Raw genomic sequence first — 20,009 nt, 5'->3', positions numbered from 1 at the left:
CTTTTTATTTGAAAAATATTGAATTATTTTATAGAAAGTGCTTCTAAAATCTTCGTATAAATTGCCGTGTTTTGATACACTCCAGAAAAGTTTTGGGCACCTGCTCCGTAAGCAAAAACCGGAACCGGAACTGCTGTATGATCGTTTGTACTGAAACTTCCGTGAACATAACCTTTTTCGATACTTCCATCAATTAAAGATAATCCGCCTGTTTCGTGATCTGCTGTTACAATTAAAAGTGTTTCTGGATTATGATCTACAAATTCCATTGCCTGCCCCACTAATTTGTCAAAATCAAGCATTTCGCGAACCACATATTCTACATTATTGCTGTGTCCCCCGTAATCAATTTGAGCACCTTCGGCCATTATGAAAAACGGATTCTTTGTTTTAGAAAAAGTATTGACTGTCTTAGCAAATGATTTGGTTAAAAAATCACCTCTTCCGTTTTTCATAGAAACTACAGCTGCATCTTCTAAAACCACAAATCTGCTGTTTTTGATTGTATCCAAAGAACTGAATTTATCTGAGAAAGTATACCCTTTTTCAGTCAGGGTTTTAGACAAATCTTTTCCGTCTTTTCTGGCCTTAAACTCTTTTGTTCCGCCTCCTATTAATATATCCGATGGATTAGTCAGGAAATCAAAAGCAATTGGTTCGCTATAACTTCTTTCCGGCTGATGTGCATAAAAAGCGGCCGGAGTAGCATCTGTAATATTTCCTGCCGAAATAATAGCAGTTTTGTAATTTTTCTTAGCTAATTGCTGTGTAATTAATTCTAATGATTTGCCGCTTTCGTCAACGCTTATAAATCTGTTGTTGGTTTTATGTCCTGTTGCCATTGCCGTTGCGCCTGCAGCAGAATCTGTAATATAACTGTCTGATGCTTTGGTTATCGAAAATCCCTGCGTAGGAATATTAAAAAGGCTTAACTGTCCTTTATTCGCTGTGTAACCAGAGTAAATCTGCGTTAACCCCATTCCGTCTCCAATTAAAAGAATAACATTTTTTGGTTTCTTTTTGGCGAAAGCCGATGCATTTTTAGGAACATACGCCTCATGAAACTCTGTATTTTGATAAAATGTTGATTTGATATTGTTGATGAAATGCGTTAATTCTGCCACATTATCTGTTCCTATAAAATCAACTTTCAGGTTCATTAAAGTCATCCAGGTATTTACATTATCCTGAGTAGCCCAAAAACGTATTTTTTTATTCTGATTGTGAACTTTTTTAATTGTTGACTGGATTTTTTCTAAATCCGTCTGTGTTAGAACTCCTTTTCCGTTCCAAACGGTTAATTCATGCAAATCTTCACTGATCATTTCAACTCTTGCTAATTGATCTGCAGTATAGTTTTCATTCAGCCTTCCGTCAAAATAAATAAACTCCGGATAGTCTTTCCATTGTGCAGGGTTTGGTCTGTTTCCTGAAATAACCACTTTTATATTTTTGTTTACCGTAATGTCAGGATAAGTTTTTAACTGCTGTGCAATTACTTTTAAAGTCGAATCGGCATCAGATTTAATGTCGATCATTAAAATTAAAGGCTTATTGCCTGGATATGCTTTTGAACCCAGATTCTTTAATTTAGCAGAAAGCGGTTCCAAATACATACTTTTTAATGTATTATGCTGTGCAATTTCTTTTGACGTATGGGCAACAAACAATTCGTTGTTTACTAAAAATACATCGGCCTCAATAACACCTGCTTCGTTAGAATAAGCTCCGTAAAACGGAAGCGCACTGGCATAATCGTTATGAGAATGAATGTTTGATGATGTGTATTCCTGCGCCTGCGCGAATACAAAAAGCTGGAGGCAAAAAAGGGTGATTATTTTTTTCATCGAAAATGGGTTTTATTTTTCTAAAGCTGTAGGTAACTTTTAGAAATTAATTCGAAAACATAAACCAGTCCTTTAAAAAGACTGGTTTTTATGATATTAAATGCTGTAATATTTTTTTACGGCCTGCAGACTCCACAACAAGTCTGCAGCGTAAAAAAAAATAAACAACAAACTAAATTATTAACGGTTAATTGATAATTTACAATTAATTACCAGCCTTGGTTTTGAGTCAAAGCGCCTTTGCTTACTGCAATTTCATCTGGCGGTATTGGCCAAACGTGGTGAATTGCAGGATTGAAATTACGTGCCGGATAAATTACAGTTCCGTTATAATGGTGCAATGGTTTTGCGTAAGTTTCTTTAGCATCTCCCCATCTCACTAAATCAAAATGACGATCAGTCCACTCACCTGCCAGCTCGCATCTTCTTTCTCTTTTTAAATCGGTCATGGTTGCTCCAGAAAGATCTCCAAGACCGGCACGGTGACGAATCATATTGATTTCAGTATCGGCATTTTGTCCTTTCATTAATTTTGCCTCAGCCAGCATTAAAATTACATCGGCATAACGCAAAAGCGGTACGTTTAAAGCTGTTGAAGGTTTATCTCCGTTGGCATTTACATAACGAATATCAATTCCTCCTGAAGTCGTTTTTGGGTAACTAAACGGCTCCATGTATTTTTTAAACTGATAACCTGTTCTGTTACTTGAACTTACAATATGAGCACCTTCGTTAAAAGTTACTTCTTCTCCAAAATAAACAAACTTATCGCCTTTTTGAAGTATTGTAGCGCTTCTTCTTTTATCAGTTGGATCATAGGTATCAAACAATTCTTTTGTTGGATAAAAATTTCCCCAGCCGTTATAAACTCCCCAGCCTTTATCTTCTAAACAAACTCCCGGAAAAATAGAACCCAAAGAGGTATTTTCGGCACTTGAAGTCACAGACCAGATATATTCTGTAGACCAGTTGTTTTTAATTTTAAATACATCTTCAAAATTATCAAGCAGTTTGTGTTTACCGCTTGCTACAATCATATTGGCATATTTTATAGCATTGTCCCAGTCTTTTGCATACAAATACGTACGAACTAAATAAGCCCATGCGGCAGTTTTATGAGCGCGCCCGTAATTATCTGCTGAAAGTTCATTAAAATAAGGCAGTAAATCAGCAGCTTTAATTAAATCGGCAGCGATATATGCGTAGTTTTCTGCAACGTTTTTAGCACGCGGCACGTAAACGTTTGTTGGGTTTTCTCTGTCCTGAATTGGAATTCCCGCGCGATCGTCTCCATAATGGTAAGCCAATTCTAAATGCATTACTGCATGATTGAAATAAGCTTCTCCCAACATTCCGTTTCTTGTTTTTTCATCTAAAGGAATATTTGGAATGTTACGAATAACGTCGTTGCATCGTTTCATGATTTCGTAGTGAATTCTCCAGATATCTTTTGTATCTGATTCTGCACCGTCAACAATAAAGTTTTTAATACGTTCTGCGTTTTGTCTTGGTTTTGTTCCGATGTCATCGCTGGCATTGTTCAGCCAAAAGAAACCACGGCCGTACATATTATCATCAGAATACAAAGCGTAAATAGAATTTACACCAGCTTTTGCGTCTGCCGGAGTTTTCCAGAAATTCCCGCTCGAAGGTGCTCCCTGCGGTACAACATCAAGTTCGCTTTCGCAAGCCGTTGTGCCGACTAAAAGCATAAAACTCAATAATAAAAGACTTATTTTTTTCATTGTGTGTTGTTTTTATTTTTTAAAAAGTTGCGTTAACACCTGTCATGTAAATACGTGAAAGCGGATATCTGCCTAAATCCATTCCAAAGTTTTTAAGTCCTACTTCAGGATCCATTCCAGAATATTTAGTAATTGTAAATAGGTTTTGTCCAGAAATAAAGAATCTTAATTTTGCTTTTCCGTTTAACCAGCTTTCTTTAATTGTATATCCAAGAGAAAGATTTTTTAATCTTAAGAAAGATGCATCTTCAATATACAAATCTGAAATACGCCCGAAGTTGTTATTGTTATCTGTTGATGAGAGAACCGGAACATTTGTATCTCTGTTTGTTGGCGACCAAGCATCTTTAGAATCAGCTAATAAGTTGTACCCTGGGAAAGAAGCATTTAAACCTGTATGTTTTACAGCATTAAAAACACTGTTTCCTGCTGCTCCGCTAAAAAAGATATTCATATCGAAACCTTTGTATCTGAAATTAGCATTTAAGCTGTAAGTTGTTTTTGGAAACGGACTTCCTAATACTTTTCTGTCGCTGTTATTGATTACTCCGTCGCCGTTTTCATCTTTAAATTTGATATCTCCCGCAACTGCGTTTGGCTGATATGCCACACCATCTTTGTTTACATACGCTTTTGCTTCTTCATTACTTTGGAACAAACCGTCAGTTTCATATCCGTAGAAAGCACCAACCGGGCTTCCAACCTGATAGATATTAGCTAATGGTAAACTACGAACTCTGCTTAAACCCAGAGGCTCTAATGAATTTAAATCGTCTTTAATGGAAACAATTTTGTTGCTTAAGAATCCGGCGTTTGCAGTAACATCATATTTAAATTCTCCGCGGGTTTTCTGGTACGTTAAACTAACCTCAATTCCTTTGTTTTCAACATCTCCAGAGTTAACAATTCTTCCTTGCGGCGTTCCTGAAACTCCCGGTAATTGATCACGAACCAACATGTCTTTGTTTTTCTTCACATAAGCATCAACAGATCCTACTAAAGTATTATTCAGCATTGTGAAGTCTAAACCTATATTGGTCTGTTCAGAACTTTCCCATTTTAAATTCGGGTTTGATAATTCGCTTTCAGCATAACCATAATTAATTGACGGCACTGCTCCAATTAAAGCCTGAGTCTGCACCAAAGGAACACTAAACTGATAGGGTCCAAGGTTTCCTAAGTTTCCTATTTGTCCCCAGCTTGCACGTAATTTTAAATTGCTTACAATAGGGTTTAGACCTTTCATGAATTCTTCTTCAGAAATTAACCATCCTGCCGAAACTGACGGATATACTTTCCAACGGTTATTTTCTAATAATTTTGAAGTTCCGTCACGACGAACAATTCCTGAGATTAAATATTTCTGATTGAAATCGTAATTGATTCTTCCCACATAAGAAGAAATAATTTCATCTGATCTTCCGGCTCCTGTCTGCTGAATTAATTTTGCATTCAATAAATAACGCTGTGATGGATCTTCGTTATCAAAACCAGTTCCTTCAACAGTATAAAAATCTTTTTTAGTTTCCTGGTAAGTATATCCCGCTAAAGCCTTAAGATTATGTTTTCCAAATGATTTTTCATAAGAAATAGTCTGCTCGCTTAATAAATCCGTAACGGTTAAGTTTTTCAATGTCAGCCTATTGAAATCAAATATTTTTCCCGGCTCTGTAACTTTTACCGTAAAATCTGTTGCATTATCCTGAATTCTGGTATATCCCCAGTTCGATTTTACTTTTAAGCCCGGAACAATTTCCCATTCTGCATAAGGATTAATCAAAATGGTAGAAATTGGATTTTTATTGTCTAATCTTTTCAAATACGCTACCGGATTGATAACGTCTCCATAAGAACCAATATATTTTTCAGGAACTCCTCCAAATTGTCCTGAACCGTCTTCTCTGTAAATAGTTGCGTTTGGCGGATACAAAATTGCCGCTTGAATTGCTCCTGTATACGAACTTGAAGTATTAGCTGTCTGTCCGTCTGTTAATGAGTACGAAAGATTCTCACCAATTGTAAAATTTGGTGCCAGTTTAAAAGATGAATTCGCTCTAACGGTGTAACGCTCTCCATAAGTATTTAGCAAAATACCTTCATTTTTTCTATAACTTCCAGAAAGAAAGAAATTAGATTTTTCAGTTCTTCCGTTTACAGAAATCGATAAATCGTTTATTTGTCCTGTACGGAAAATTTCATCCATCCAGTTTGTTTTTGTAGTTCTTGCAGTTGGTTCAAATGCGGGATCAAAAGCCGGAATTCTTGGTAATCCTGCATTATCACGAGCTGTATTCATTGCATCAGCATATTCTGCTGCATTTAAAACCTCCAGTTTTTTTGCCACATTTTGAAAACCTCCCTGAAAATTGACATCAACATTAATTTTGTCTGAGATTCCTTTTTTCGAAGTAATTAAAATTACCCCACCAGAAGCTCTCGCCCCGTAAATCGCTGCCGATGCTGCATCTTTTAAAACACTTATCGAAGCAATATCATTTGGGTTAATAGTATTTAATGAACCGCTGTAAATAATTCCGTCTAAAACGATTAACGGAGTTTCAGCATTTAAAGATCCAATACCACGAATATTAATTGTTGGCGATGCAGTTGGGTCACCACCGTCATTAATAACCGTAACACCCGCAACAGTTCCCTGCAATAATTCGGCTGCACTATTGTAAGTTCTGCTAGAAGTTTCTTTCATAGAAACAGAACCTACAGCTCCCAGAACTTCGTTCTTTTTTACACTTCCATAACCCATTACTACAACTTCCTGAAGCTGTTTCATATCGGCTGGTAATTTTACTGTAATAGTGCTTGTCTGGCTTACTTTTACTTCCTGCGTAACATATCCTACATACGAGAAAACTAAATTAGCTTCAGATGCGTTGATTTCGATTTTAAAAGTTCCGTCGAAATCTGTTGTTCCCGCTGCATTAGAACCTTTATCTTTAATTCCAACACCTGGCAGCGGCATATTATCGTCTCCGCCGTAAACGGTTCCGGAAACTATAATTTTGTTTTGATCATCTGCAGAAGCTATTTTCTGTGTTTTTTTGATGACAATATTATTGCTTACAATTTCATATTTAAGCAAAAAATTACCGCATATTTTGTCTAATGCCTGCTCAAGCGTAACATTAGTAAGTTTTAAACTGATTTTTTGGTTGGTATTTACTTGATTGGATTCGTACATAAAATGCACATTAGCTTGATTTTCAATTTTTTGAAAAACATTCTTTAAACTTTCATTTTCTACTTTTAAAGTTACTTTTTTATCGAAATCAATGTTTTCGGCGTTTATTAATCCGGTAAAAAACAAAGCAATAAATAAGATTACTTTTGCCAACATAGCTTTTTTAATGCTTTGAAACTTTACGACGTACCGCTTTTGTTTTTCATTCATAGTTTTTTAATTTTAGATTTTAGACTTTTAGATTTCAGATTTTCTCACTTTTATTTCTCACTTTTTACTTTTCACAAAAACCTATTGTATTTTATACACACCGCCTTCTACTTTGTATTCGGCGTTTACAATATTGCATACCAAAGCCACTACCTGATCTGCAGAGAGTTCTTTGAAATAGGCATTTATTTTGAGTGTGTTTAGGTTCTTGTTTTTAATTTCAATTGCCACGTTATAATTCCGGTTTATAGTTGCAATTACCTCTGGTAAAGGTGTTTCTTCAAAAACCATAATGTTTTTACGCCATAACGAAATGGTGTTTACCGGAATATCCTTAAATGCCTGCAGTTTGTTGTTTTTTGATTTAAAAACCACTTTTTGTCCCGGAGTTACATATACATTTTCTTCTGTTACCGTCGATTTTACATTTACTCTTCCCGTTAAAACCGAAACTTCCTGTGTGGTTTGATCAGGATAAGCCTGAACATTAAAACTTGTTCCCAGAACTTTGGTATCCATTTTATCAGTATGAATTATAAAAGGATGTTTTTTATCTTTGGCTACATCAAAAAAAGCTTCTCCGGTTAAATACACTTCTCTGGTATTGCCTTTAAATTCTTTTGGATATTTTAAAAAGCTTCCTGCATTTAACCATATCTCCGTTCCATCGCTTAAAGTTACTTTTGCGCGTTCGCCTGGTTTTGTTGCATAATGTTTAGTTTCTACAGCTGCTAATGTTGATTGGTAAAAAAACATTGACAACCCTATTAAAGCAATTAAAGAGGCCGCAACGGTCCAGTTTTTATAATCAAGACTAAAAACTCTAGTATTGGTTTTCTTGATTTGTTTTAATTCTTTTTTTAGTTTCGAACGATCTGATTGTATCATTTCTATATTCTCCGGAAATTCATTAGTACGATCGTACCATTTATTCCACATTTCTTGTCCTTTTGGAGAATATTTCCCGTCTAAAAAATGTTTTATTTCTTCTTGTAATTTGTCAGGCATTATAATTTCTTTATGTCTTTAATAGTATGTCTTGGAAATTGAAATTTTGGGTAGGCGCGTCAGGTTACGCTTGTGTTAAGAAAAATTGACTGAATTTAGAGTCCGAGAATTTGTATCAATTAAATTCACCTAAATAAGTCCGCATAAATTTTAATGCATAGGTTATATGATACTTTACTGTTTCGATGGAGACGTTTAGTTCTTCGGCAATTTCTTTATTAGAATAATGTTTAATGCGGCTGAGAATAAAAACCTCTTTTGCTTTTTTGGGAAGTAAGGCTGCAGCTTTGTCAACCGCATCCTGAAGTTCTTCATAGTAAATAGAGTCTTCTGTAGTATTGGTATAAGTTTGGGTAACGGTATTTCTGTCCAGAACTTCCTGTATGTACTGATCTGTAACAGAATGCGATTTTATGTAATCTAAAGTTTTGTAACGTACCGAAGTATAAATGTATGCCATAAAACTTTTTTGAATTAGAATTGTCGTGCGTCGTTCCCAAATTGTGGTAAAAACTTCCTGAACAATTTCTTCTGATATTGGAACCGATTTCATTCTTGCATAAACAAACCGAACCAGTAAATCTCTATATCGAAAGTACAATTCATCAAATGCTTTGTCTTTGCCTTTTTTTAATAATTCGACAAGTTGTTCGTCTGTATATCCTTTATACATAATACTTCTCTTTTGAATTATTGATGAGCAAAAAAATAGGGGCTGAAAAACTTGTGCGGAGGGTTTTCTTACGGTGTTTTTTAATTTTAAAGAATGACATATACAACAGTAGTTTGTTTAATAATATGTCTCCAAAATTAGAAATGAGGGTAGGTCAGCAAGGTTACGTTTACATTAATAAAACACCTCTTAAATGAAACATTATATTAACATATCATAAAAAGTAAAGCACCAAATAACAGTGCCTTGATTTTATATTGACAACAAGGAAATAGGGATTTTTTATTATGAAGATAATTCTTGTTTAAATAAAATTGTGATGGGATTTTTTTCGATGAAAAAAAATATTGAGAAAGAATATCAAAGAAAATAACAAAAAAACGCTTCTCGATTGAGAAGCGTTTTTTTTAATTTACAAATATTCGGTAAGGAAACACATTTGAGGATCTGTTTTTGAGCTGTTTCATAAAACTATCACATAAATAATCCCATTCTGTTTCTGATAAATAATCTTTTTCAACAGGGTTTACCTGCAGGTGAATATCTACTGTACGGCTGAAACCAGCTTTTACAGATATTTCTTTTCGTGTACCTTTTTCAATTCTAATGTCTGTTATACAACTTTTGAAATGATTAAATCCAAATGCTTTTATATCAGCAAACGTTACAATTCGGCCGCGTGTAAGCAAAGCATTTCTATAGGCTAAAATACGGTCTTTGTTATTCTGCTTGTTCATACCTCCAACGGTATTTGTAATCAATACCGACTCTTTGCTTACAAAAAGCATGTCATCTTTGGCCTCTAAAACTGTTCCTGCTTTTATATCATTTCCTTCTTCGGCACATGTTGACCAGTAATGTATAGAAAATGATTTCCCTATAGATTCATCAAACTTTGGCTTAATCATTAAATAAGGATCATTATTTTTAGAAAAGCTGCTTTCTCTTGCCTGCTGTTCTACAGAAGCTAAGAGCTGATTAATTTCGACTAAAGAGCTGTTCATAAAATCTTTACCTAAACCAGCAAAAGAAGAACTTTCGTCTTTTAGCAAGTCTAATACATTTTGAAGCAATTCTGATGCGCTTCTTGAATCGAATCTGGAAACTCCGCCTGTTCGTAATACTGCATTTCCTTCTTCAATTACACCATCTTTAAATTCTTTTATCTCATAATGATTATTGAATCCATCGACAACAGTGTCAACATCGAGATAAATATTGTTATCTGTTTCTAATGCAATATAGGATAAGAAGTTACCAAGCGTTTTATTTATAATGTGTTTCTTTTTGTTGATTACCGGAAAGCAATTTGCTGTAAAAGAAACGTTATCTAATATTTGAGGAATCAGCGATTCCGGGAAAATCATTTTTACCCAAATAACAGGATTGTCATTTCTGCTGGTTACAGCCTCAAAATATTTATATTCTTCACTGTATTCATTAATTGCTTTGTGCTTTAAAGAACCTTTCAGAGTATAGAAATTATCAAAATAAAATTCATTTACCTCCTGCATAATTTCACTCAAATGGGTGTAATTACGGTTGATAATATTCTCAATGTCTATATTGTTTACAGGAACATTATAACCTTCTTCTACTGTAATCTGCACATCATCCTGAAAGCATTTCATTTGCTTTAAATAGTAATGAAACATCTCTTTCTGATGTGTATTTTTAATGTCGATATACAACATTAAATCTTCTATCTCTTCAACTTTCGGATTTGTTAATTCAATTCCTAAGAACACAACACCTGAAGGCAGTGAATGTTTATAATCTCGTATGGCATCTTTATAAAAAAGATTCGAAATTTCGAACAAATTGCGTTCATAAGCTACATATTTTATTTCTGCCGAAGACAGCTTTACTTCTAATGTTGGCGATAAAGCGATCTCTTTAGTAATGGGTGCTAAAGGATTGTATATGTTATGAATTCTTCGACTTGCCGACATTTGGTTCTGCAATGAAACTTTCATACCATTCTCTATTGGTAAAGCATGTAAAATGGCTCGTGCAGGTTTTACTCCTGCTGTAACTTCAGGAAACATAATTTCCAGAACTCTTTCTACAACTCTTGTTTTAGAGTCTTCGAGTTCGTGGGCTACTTTTTCTAATTCGTAAGACAATGCATTAAGCATCATTGATACAACAGGATCAAATGATGTTTCCATCTCAACATCAGAAAAGCCCCATGATCTAGCTGCTCTTTTTAGCACTCTGTCTTTTATTCGATCTTGTCTCATTTTTTTGTTCTTTGCATATACAATGTGTCAGATTCTTTTTTAATAAATCTATACTTTAAATTTTCGCCATGTTGTGACCAAACTGTAACAATAGTATCAGTTTTATAACCATCACAAATAAAAATTAAGTCTCCTATAGACTCTGAATTATTTTCAATCTTAAAATATCCATTTTCATTACTAAATGTAGATTTGAAATTCTGACTGAAATTTTCCTTAACAAATACTCGGTTTATTGGTTTTCTTGAAGTTTCATCATATACGTATCCACTATAACATTTTTGTAATTTAGAGCAATTTATCAGCATCATTAAAACTGGCAGTAGTATATATTTTTGATTATGTTTCAATCAGCAACTATTTAATTATTAATTCCCATTCGTCAGCTTTGTATTTTTCTTGTACTTTTTCAATTTTTGGCTCTGATTTTGATTCTTTATAAAATAATTCTTCATCATAACTTTTAATTACTTTAAATACTGAATCTTTGATTGTAACTTTAAAATTTACTGGAAATCGAGCAAATGTATTATTGTAAACTGGCAGGAAAATGCTATTCTTTTCGTTTGGCTTTAATAGTATAGAATCTGTTTTATTATAAAAATCAACAATTTTTAAATTATTATTTTTTATCTCATCTTTAGTGTATTCAAAATTGATAATTACATACACTTTTTTATTAAACTGATTATTAAACAAAATTGTTTTAAAGTTTTGGACTTGATATTCATTCACCTGCTGAATATCTTCTCTTTTATCAGTCGATGAATTCCAAAGTACTGCTAATAAAACAACATATATAATCACTGTAATGATTACAATCCAAATAAATAATGAACCAGCCGGAGATACTTTTTTATAACCTTGACTGCCGGCTTTTAAAAATTTCGTATAAAAACTACTCCAGAAAAACATTTATAGTATCGAAATTCTCAGAACTATCTTCAAAATCTTTGTTAGAAGGAATACTTTTATAATATAGATTACAATAATATTCGCCTCTATTCTTTCCTGCGTTGATTTTTGATGCAGTATTTTTAAAATCAAAAAATTTGTATTTCTTATCTCCTTCTGTTTCAATTATGAGAGTATCCGACTTTAAAATTTTAGATTCGATATAATATTTAGTGTCTGAATCTTTAATTCTTTGATATTCTACTTTCTTAGCTTTTCCATCTTTTCCAATTAAGATTATTTGAAAGTTTTTTACCATTTTCGTTTTACTTATATTTCTATAAAAAGAAATATAAATTCTTCCGCCATCTGCAATAAATTCAGATGAATTACAACGATTACTATTTGTATAATCTTGTATTTTAAAAAAACAGTAGCGAAAAACAAAAAAAACAATAATAACACCTAATAAAATTGATACTATTTTTTTCATTTATTTACATTTAATATAACCATTATAATTATTCATAAAATGGGAAGAAGATATTGCTTTCTTTAAATATCGAGAAGCTCCGTTTGGATTTGTTCCCCATGTATAAACTTTAAAATCTATTTCGTCTTGCTTCGGAGTAAAAAAACCAGGAATATAATTCCATGTTATTGGAGATTCTAAAACTACCCAATGCAAGTCTAGTGCTGAAACGTCCCACACATCACTAATTAGATCAGAATCTATCATTAAAATTAATTTATAACCTGCATTAAATTGCTCATTGATATCATCAATTTTCTTTTGAATATCGAAAGTTGTATAAGCCAGAGGTTTTACCGGATTGTAAATTCCTTTTGAATATACATCTTTGTAGCCAAGAAATTTTTCGGATAATTTAGTCATTAAAGGAGGCCAATTGATAGCCTGAAATTCCTCATCTCCTCCCTTATATTTAGGATTATCTGTATTTCTAGTTGAAGCCATAGTTATGTAGTCGACTGCCGGCATATTTGATGTTTTCATAGGAAAACCTGATTTATTAACCATTTTCTCTAAAATCTCAGTATCAGGTTTCACTGTGAAATTGTTTACTGAGGAAATACCTGTTCTAAAAAGTTCTTTGGCAAATTTTTTATATTGTGCTGGCTGTTCCTTTGCAAACAAATAAAAAATACATGCCATTCCACATAAAGATGTACCTGCCTGGTCTATTTTCCAAGGTTGATTATTATCAGTTCTATCCTTTATTTCTTCTTCGACCTGCATTCTGTCAAACCATCTAAATCTGTTATGTTTCCAGACTTTCAGTTCAGCCTCAGTTTTATGATCTTTAACATAAGCACGGATATATATAAAACGTCCACACATATCCTCTTCATTCATAGTGATTTTTAAACTCTCCCCTTTTTGTGATAATGAAATTTCTTTCCATGAATTATCAGCTAAACTATGATATCTTAAAATCCATTTTATATTCAATTTATTCTTGGGAGAATCCTTGACATAACTTTTAACTTTAAAATGATATGTTTTGCCAAAAATCATTCCATCCTGAAATGTACCTGTTTTATCATTTGCAGAACCTTGATCTAATTTAGTTATTAGTTCAATTTCTTTAACAGCTTCATTTACTTCTTTTACAGGTGCATCTTTCGGATCTCCGTACTTAATTCCTGTGTCACTTGTCTCGGTTACAGCCTGACCTGAATTATATACAATATTACCTTCAGAATAAATATTGTGATCACCTCCGGTAGTTTTTGTTATAGTACCTCCAACTAATCTTATTCTGCTCATAATGGATCTGTCTGTAATTTTAATTCAATTAATTTAATATTTACTTTGGGGAGATTTAATTATTTTAAAAGTGATTAAAACTCATGGACGATTTTACTTTTTATCATTCTTACAATTGTATAAAATAGTATCTTTTAAATTTCTTTGCATATCAAAATACGAAATTTTGGCTGTCCAATCTTTGTCATTTCCGCATTTATCAATCGTAATTTCTCCAATACCATTTTTTGAATAGTAATCTTGTAAAACCTGACTTGTTAGTCCGCCTGGATCATCTGCATTTTCAATGAAATAGGATGTAGAATTATTTTTCTCGTAAAGAAAAACAGTAAATGAATAAGCATCTTTGCTTATAGCAGCATCTTTCAAATTTTGATTTTTATATTTAATAAGCATATCTACTATTTCTTTATCTCCATGAGGAGCATTCTCTACTAAAATGCTTTTATAAATAAATTTTTCTCCTTCGCGATTTCCTCTGTCAAAAAAACCTTCTCCGCTGTGTTTTTCTAAATTTACAAACGTAACTTTCTTCTCCTGGCAAGAAGATAGGACTGCGATTACAATTATTAAAAAAAATAGTTTTTTCATTCTTTTTTAAAATTTTGGCCCCCTCATCATTTTTGCTCGTTCTTCCTCTGCCCATTTTTGTGCTTTTGCACGTTCTTCAGATTTTCTTTTGTCTGTTCTTTCTTTTTTACCTTCTTTAATATTACCTGAAAATGTTCTTTCGAAAGTCATTTTAGTGATAAAAGGCTTGTATCCTCTTAAATGCTGTAAAACAAACCATGTTACAAAAGTTTCTCCAACACTTGGTATAATATTAAAAACTTTTTCCATATCGGGTAAATCAAGTCCAAAATGATCCCATAGAGTTACTTGATATTTTCCTGTATAGTTGTCTTTATCAAATTTTAATTCTTGTAAAAGTACTTCTGCAGCCCAAATATCATTTAAAGCAATAGTTAAACCACAAGTTACATTACTTAAATTGTCATAAGAATACATTGGTTTAGTAAAATACTCTTTATTCTTCGTTTTTCGATTTCTCGTTATGGTTTCAGGACTTCCGAAATAAGGTTTAGCATCTTCTGCTTTTTTCAAATCTGCCACATTTTGCTTTAACTGTTCTGCAATATAATCCTCAACATTCATACAATATTTTTTTGTATTCGGATTATCACTTACATATTTAGTTAATATTCTATCTTCATAAACACCACCTTCATTTTTTTTGAATTTAGCAATCATACGCTCAATATTTCCTTGTAACTCGCCAGAAGCAAAATATAAAGTTGCTGTCTGCTCAAAATCCCAAAACAAACTCTCTGTAGAAAGTTTATCAAATAATCGTACATCTAAACCTGTTGAAATTTCCGGAATTAATTTCTTTATAATTGGAATGTTAACTTTGTAACTAGTCTTATAGCATTCCTCTTTGCTGTATTTGGCTTTATTTTCGACATTGTCCTGATGTGAAAAAGAGGCATGCTTTTGATTATCAAAACCTCCCTCTTCATACTCTTTTTTAAATTTTTCAAGGACATCATTAGAATATACTTCTCCAATATGCTTTACCCCTTTTCCGTAGGTCATATCGTCAGCAATCTTTGAGCCATCACTGTTTAATCCCGGCATTTTGTAGCGGTCAATGACTATGGAACCTACTTCCAGATAATTTTTCCTGTCTGCTGGATATTGAACATTTTCACTTTTATAACTGCAGCGAAAATAAAGTTCTAAACATTTATCCTGTTCTTCAGCAATTAATGATCCTAAACCTATTAAGTTTATTTCTTGTACTATTTTATTATCTGTTACTTTGGCAACAAGAACTTGTTTTTTTGATTTTGTATTAATTAATTTAATCGCATCATCTTTATCTTTCCTGCCATCTTTGTTCGGAGCTTCTTCTTTTTCATGATTGTCTTCATCAAACAAGGATAAAAATACTGCATTACCATTAGGGATTTCTTTAGTTTTTAAATGAAAAAAAACTGTCATACCTGGTACTGCTCTTTTTATTTTTTTCTGTCCTTCTCTATCCAAAGCCCACCAGCCGTCAACGAAATGTAATTTTGAAACAGGTGGAGAACTTTTAGGTTCTCCGTAAGTAATCCCTGCATCACTTGTTTCGGTAACAACTTTACCAGAATTATACACAATATTACCATCAGAATATATATTGTGATCGCCGCCTGTAGTTTTTGTTATAGTACCTCCAACTAATCTAACCCTGCTCATACATTAGTAAGATTTAGATTTTTCGGCGCTGTTAATTTGCATTTCTTTTTTAGAGTGTTTATTTATCCCTCCTTCACTGCTTGTATCAATTCCTTTAACTCCAACTTCCTGCCTTTCTTTAGCCGTATGAGATTCCAGATTTCCTTCAATGTTTTCCATGAAGTTTCCTGTAACATTAAGCATATGATCACCTCCAACAGTAGTATTAAGCATCATACCTACAATGCTCATTTTATCGGCTCCGGCACTTTCTGTAATATTCATTCCTGCATTAGCAGTAATATTTTGAGAAGCATTAAGATTGATGTTTTGTGCGTTTAGATCAATAGTGTTGTTTGCTGTAATAGTTATGTTGCCTCCAACAGTATCTAATAGTATCTCATTACCATTTTTATCAGCAATTAAGATGCTCTCATCTTCTGTGAATTTTATTACATGACCGCTTCTCGTATGAATCGCTTTAATGTTATTCTGCGCATCTGCATAACCACTTGAATCTTGTCCGTTATACTGCGCACCAATTACATAAGGATTCTGGACGTTATTGCCTTCAAAACCAATTAAAACTTCTTCTCCGATTTCAGGAACAAAATAAAATCCTTTTCCTGAACCAGAATAAGGCTGCACCATTCTTATCCAATCTGTAACTGCTGTACCGCTTGCACCATAAAATTCTACTCTTACACGTCCTAATCCTTCAGGATCGTTATTATCTTTTACTTGTGCAGGCTGTGTTTCGGCTTTGCCATAAACAAATACATTTGTATAATGTGGTGCTGACACATCTGCAGGAATTGCTTTAAACTCACAAGAATAATTTCCATGTACCTGAGAATGATGCACAACTTCAATAGCAATCAATTCATGTGCTACCGTTTGGTTTACTATTGTAAATACTTGTCCAAGACCTATTGGAAAATAAGAAATACCGCTGTAATAAACACTGTTTGCATCACTGCCCGCAGTCTGCAGTTTTATCATTTCATCAAGTTCGTCTTTGTTTGTGGCATTTGCGGTATAAGCTCCATTACTTAAATCAGAATTTGCTACTGTTCCCTGATTATAACCTACAATAGCCGCAAAGCTGTCTTTACTTCCAGATGAAGTCTTAGGTGCTGACTCACGAAAAGTTGCTACATTTTTATAATCATAACCGTTCAGCGAAATTTTATGCGAAGCCATATTAGCTTGTATCTTAAAGCTGTGTAATGAAGCCCCATTTATAAGCTTGGTCTGGCTGCTTTTTGTCTGTCCGAACTGCATACGCATTCCGTCAAAATAAAACCATTGTCCATAACGTGCTGCTATTCTTTTTAGAAACTCAAAACTGGTTTCGTTATATTGTAAAAGATTTTTAAATTCTTTAAGATACGTTGATTTAATAGAATCTCTTTGATAAAATTCTCCTGGTCCTTCAGCAAAAATCCCCAATACGATATCATCCATACTGCGATCTTTAAATGTTCTTGATTTTTTCATATCATCAATAACAATACTGTGGCTTACACCAGAAACGTGTAATCCTGCCGGGCTTCCATCAACATCAATCGATGAAAGTTCTGTAATTATACCTTTGCTCATTAATCTGATTCCTGTAAGACTTTTAAAAGTAAAAATTACTTCGTCTCCAAGATAGCTTCTAAGAGCCTTAGCCTGATCTGCCGGGTTAATTACGGCTTTACCTGTATATTGCCAAACAAAAGAAAAATGATGATGATCGGCCATTTTTTGAGATAGCTTTAAATCATAATAAACAACGTTTTGGGTAAAACTTCCTATAGTTATATGTACTTGTTCTGAAAAATGTGCCATAATGATGTCCTTGGGGTTTTTAATTAGCTTTTAAACAATTAATCTAAAGCAATCCAATTGTTTGAGAATTTAGCGTCGCCAAAAGTCAATTCTTTTGCCACTAACTCCATAGTAATTCTCATTGGTATTTCGGTAGTGCTTGTAAACTGTTCATCATAGCCCACACAAAATGCCTTCGTAAACGTAAGTTCTTTCATTTTACTTAAAGCATCTCTTCTGTAAAAAACAATTTTTCCGTCTTTGGTTAAATCACCGTTTAACATCCATGATAAAAAATGACTATTCTGACTTGCTTCAATAATCATTTTTATAACCCCGCCTTTGGCGTTACCGGTAGGTTTACTTGTTGTATCAATTTCTTGTTTAAAACCAATATTAAATTCAAGAACATTATATTCTTCTCCGTCTATATGTAATTTAGATAAAAAACTCATTTGTAGATTGTTTAGATGATTAATTTAGGAAGTACGAAAATCCAGTACTTTACGAATTAAAGACCGGATATTTCAAAATAGAAAACAAAAAAGGAAGTCCAGTTAGCGGACTCCCTTTTGTTTAATTAAGATTGATAAAGTCCAATGGATTATACCCAAGCATTATCAAATTCTCCTCCACCCATCGAAATTTTACGAGCAGAAATCATAAAAGTTTCAGTTAATGGATTTTCACTGTTATGATCAAAGTTTTCTTTGTACTTAACCATGTAAGCTTCTGTAAACTTTAGCTCTTTTAAAGTAGCATTTGAATCACGTTTGATGAATTTTACTGACCCGTCTTTTCTTTCGAAATTGTTAGTCATCCATTCAAATAATTCAGTACTTCCAGTTGATTCAACTTCGATCATGATTCTTCCTCCGCGTGTTACCGTAGATGGACGCCCAGAAGCATCTGTTTCTTGAGCTAAATCATAACTTACGTTTAATACTTTGTAATCTTTTCCTGCTACTGTTAATGATGTTAAAAACGACATAATGAAAAATTTTTAATTATTAATTTATTTATTTATGCTGTAAATATATAAATAAAATCTTATTATAATAATTTATTTAATAAAATTTTATTTACAATATATAAGAATCAAATTATCAAGTGTTTAACAAATTAAAAACTGTGATTTTCAAATAAAATGATATAAAAATATTACTAAAAAACTATTTATATGATAATGGGCCAACAAAAAAATAGCCTCTAAAATCAAAATCTCTGTTTGTACTTTTAATAGTGGCTTCAATTATAATATCCACTTTCTTTTTGGCTCTGCTTACATCATCAACCAGATACATTGTTTCAGATAGTTCTACCTTAAGTTCATTTACTTTTATTCTTTTTTCATGAAAAAGAAGCGATTGTTTCATTGTTTTTGAAATGATTTCTTTAATGGTATTTTCATTCATCAGCAAATCAAAATCAATCTCCCAGATTTTTGAGCCAAACGTTTCATCAAACTTACATTCTCCAAATGTGGTTGTAGCCAATAAAATAATCTGCTGTGCGATAGAGTGTTCTATTGATGTTTTTTCCAGCTCCTTTTTTTGCATGACGCTGTTAAAGTCTATAGGCAGTTTGTAAAATGCTCCTTTCATATTTTGGTATTTATTAAATATAAATCAATCTGTCTGTATGTCCCTTTTTATCGGTTTCCATTTCTTTTGAAACCTGTTTACGCTTAATGATATGCAGTTTTATCGAAGGCGTAAGTTTTAGAAATTTCTCTCTGTATAATATGTCGCCTATAAAACGCTGTCCCTTTTTTTCATCTACAATTACAAAATAGCTGATTCCTTTTTCTACTTTCAGCGTATTTATATCACCGGCAAAAATTTGAATGTTTTGTTCGTCTTTTTGAAAGCTGTAAGTGAGTTCATCTTTATTTAATTTCCTATATCTGGAAATGTCATAAGTTTCCATTTCTTCTTTTAAAGGTTCGAAAGGAATGTTTTCAAAAAGAAAGTTTTTTGGTGCTAAAAATTTCAGACCAAAAAAACTCCACAATCCTTTTTTCTTTGTCTGCTGTTTATAGAAAAAAGTATCACGGGTTACTTTATAAATTTCTTTTTCGTTTGTTTTATCATCTGTAACAATCATTTGATAAGTCGGCACTTCAATTTCGGCAGGAATTTCTGCACCTTCAAAATGAGTTTTCAAATACACTGATCCAATCTGCTGTTCAGAGATAATGATATTAATACTGTGTTTTTTTAGCGCAGAATCTGTTCTTACAATCACTTTTCCCTCTCCGCTTCCTGCATAAAAAACAGAACCGTCGTTATCTGTAAGTCCTAATGAAAGGTTTAATTCCGGAAATGGCATATTTTGATTTTTTTGATATTATACTTGAGTGTTGTTTG

General features: G+C 32.9%; 17 protein-coding genes. All 17 read right to left on the bottom strand.

Going from position 1 to position 20,009, the window contains the following annotated elements; genetic code table 11:
- Positions 1 to 23: 23 nt before the first annotated feature.
- Positions 24 to 1,847 (bottom strand): alkaline phosphatase, encoded by a 1,824-nt coding sequence (locus tag PQ462_RS09665; RefSeq protein ID WP_274253290.1) that lies wholly within the window; start codon positions 1,845 to 1,847, stop codon positions 24 to 26.
- A 209-nt stretch (positions 1,848 to 2,056) separates the two neighbouring features.
- Complete coding sequence (locus PQ462_RS09660; protein WP_149207572.1) at positions 2,057 to 3,592, bottom strand: RagB/SusD family nutrient uptake outer membrane protein; 1,536 nt, start codon at positions 3,590 to 3,592, stop codon at positions 2,057 to 2,059.
- Between the two features lie 19 nt (positions 3,593 to 3,611).
- Positions 3,612 to 6,998, bottom strand: coding sequence for a SusC/RagA family TonB-linked outer membrane protein (locus PQ462_RS09655; RefSeq protein WP_274253289.1), 3,387 nt, complete (start codon positions 6,996 to 6,998; stop codon positions 3,612 to 3,614).
- Positions 6,999 to 7,079: 81 nt separating this feature from the next.
- Positions 7,080 to 8,006 (bottom strand): FecR family protein, encoded by a 927-nt coding sequence (locus tag PQ462_RS09650; protein WP_274253288.1) that lies wholly within the window; start codon positions 8,004 to 8,006, stop codon positions 7,080 to 7,082.
- Between the two features lie 115 nt (positions 8,007 to 8,121).
- Positions 8,122 to 8,679: an RNA polymerase sigma-70 factor gene (locus PQ462_RS09645; RefSeq protein ID WP_149207575.1), complete on the bottom strand. Its 558-nt coding sequence runs from the start codon at positions 8,677 to 8,679 to the stop codon at positions 8,122 to 8,124.
- Positions 8,680 to 9,086: 407 nt separating this feature from the next.
- On the bottom strand, positions 9,087 to 10,922 hold the full coding sequence (locus PQ462_RS09640) for a type VI secretion system baseplate subunit TssF (RefSeq protein WP_274253287.1): 1,836 nt from the start codon (positions 10,920 to 10,922) through the stop codon (positions 9,087 to 9,089).
- A complete protein-coding gene (locus PQ462_RS09635) occupies positions 10,919 to 11,272 on the bottom strand; it encodes a carboxypeptidase-like regulatory domain-containing protein (RefSeq protein WP_274253286.1) in 354 nt (117 codons plus the stop codon). The genes PQ462_RS09640 and PQ462_RS09635 overlap by 4 nt, the downstream gene beginning before the upstream one ends.
- Before the next feature lie 7 nt (positions 11,273 to 11,279).
- Positions 11,280 to 11,837, bottom strand: coding sequence for a hypothetical protein (locus tag PQ462_RS09630; RefSeq protein ID WP_274253285.1), 558 nt, complete (start codon positions 11,835 to 11,837; stop codon positions 11,280 to 11,282).
- A complete protein-coding gene (locus tag PQ462_RS09625; protein WP_274253284.1) occupies positions 11,821 to 12,309 on the bottom strand; it encodes a hypothetical protein in 489 nt (162 codons plus the stop codon). The genes PQ462_RS09630 and PQ462_RS09625 overlap by 17 nt, the downstream gene beginning before the upstream one ends.
- A complete protein-coding gene (locus tag PQ462_RS09620; protein ID WP_274253283.1) occupies positions 12,310 to 13,605 on the bottom strand; it encodes a hypothetical protein in 1,296 nt (431 codons plus the stop codon). It abuts the gene before it with no gap.
- Between the two features lie 93 nt (positions 13,606 to 13,698).
- Positions 13,699 to 14,196 carry a hypothetical protein gene (locus PQ462_RS09615; RefSeq protein WP_274253282.1) on the bottom strand — a complete coding sequence of 166 codons (498 nt, stop codon included), beginning with the start codon at positions 14,194 to 14,196 and terminating at the stop codon, positions 13,699 to 13,701.
- Positions 14,197 to 14,202: 6 nt separating this feature from the next.
- Positions 14,203 to 15,849: a DUF3289 family protein gene (locus PQ462_RS09610; protein ID WP_274253281.1), complete on the bottom strand. Its 1,647-nt coding sequence runs from the start codon at positions 15,847 to 15,849 to the stop codon at positions 14,203 to 14,205.
- 3 nt (positions 15,850 to 15,852) lie between these two features.
- On the bottom strand, positions 15,853 to 17,661 hold the full coding sequence (locus PQ462_RS09605) for a type VI secretion system Vgr family protein (protein WP_274253280.1): 1,809 nt from the start codon (positions 17,659 to 17,661) through the stop codon (positions 15,853 to 15,855).
- A 38-nt stretch (positions 17,662 to 17,699) separates the two neighbouring features.
- Positions 17,700 to 18,095, bottom strand: coding sequence for a type VI secretion system tube protein TssD (gene tssD, locus PQ462_RS09600; RefSeq protein ID WP_274253279.1), 396 nt, complete (start codon positions 18,093 to 18,095; stop codon positions 17,700 to 17,702).
- Positions 18,096 to 18,244: 149 nt separating this feature from the next.
- The gene (tssD, locus tag PQ462_RS09595; RefSeq protein ID WP_012025247.1) at positions 18,245 to 18,631 is read right to left on the bottom strand and encodes a type VI secretion system tube protein TssD; all 387 of its coding nucleotides are present in this window, start codon (positions 18,629 to 18,631) and stop codon (positions 18,245 to 18,247) included.
- A 181-nt stretch (positions 18,632 to 18,812) separates the two neighbouring features.
- Positions 18,813 to 19,244: a GPW/gp25 family protein gene (locus tag PQ462_RS09590; RefSeq protein ID WP_274253278.1), complete on the bottom strand. Its 432-nt coding sequence runs from the start codon at positions 19,242 to 19,244 to the stop codon at positions 18,813 to 18,815.
- A gap of 13 nt (positions 19,245 to 19,257) precedes the next feature.
- Positions 19,258 to 19,971 carry a hypothetical protein gene (locus PQ462_RS09585; protein WP_274253277.1) on the bottom strand — a complete coding sequence of 238 codons (714 nt, stop codon included), beginning with the start codon at positions 19,969 to 19,971 and terminating at the stop codon, positions 19,258 to 19,260.
- Positions 19,972 to 20,009 lie beyond the last annotated feature (38 nt).

The sequence above is a fragment of the Flavobacterium sp. KACC 22758 genome (assembly GCF_028736135.1).
Classification (GTDB): Bacteria; Bacteroidota; Bacteroidia; order Flavobacteriales; family Flavobacteriaceae; genus Flavobacterium; species Flavobacterium johnsoniae.
The sequence above is the reverse complement of the archived record's forward strand: the minus strand, read 5'-3'. Positions and strand labels throughout refer to the sequence as shown.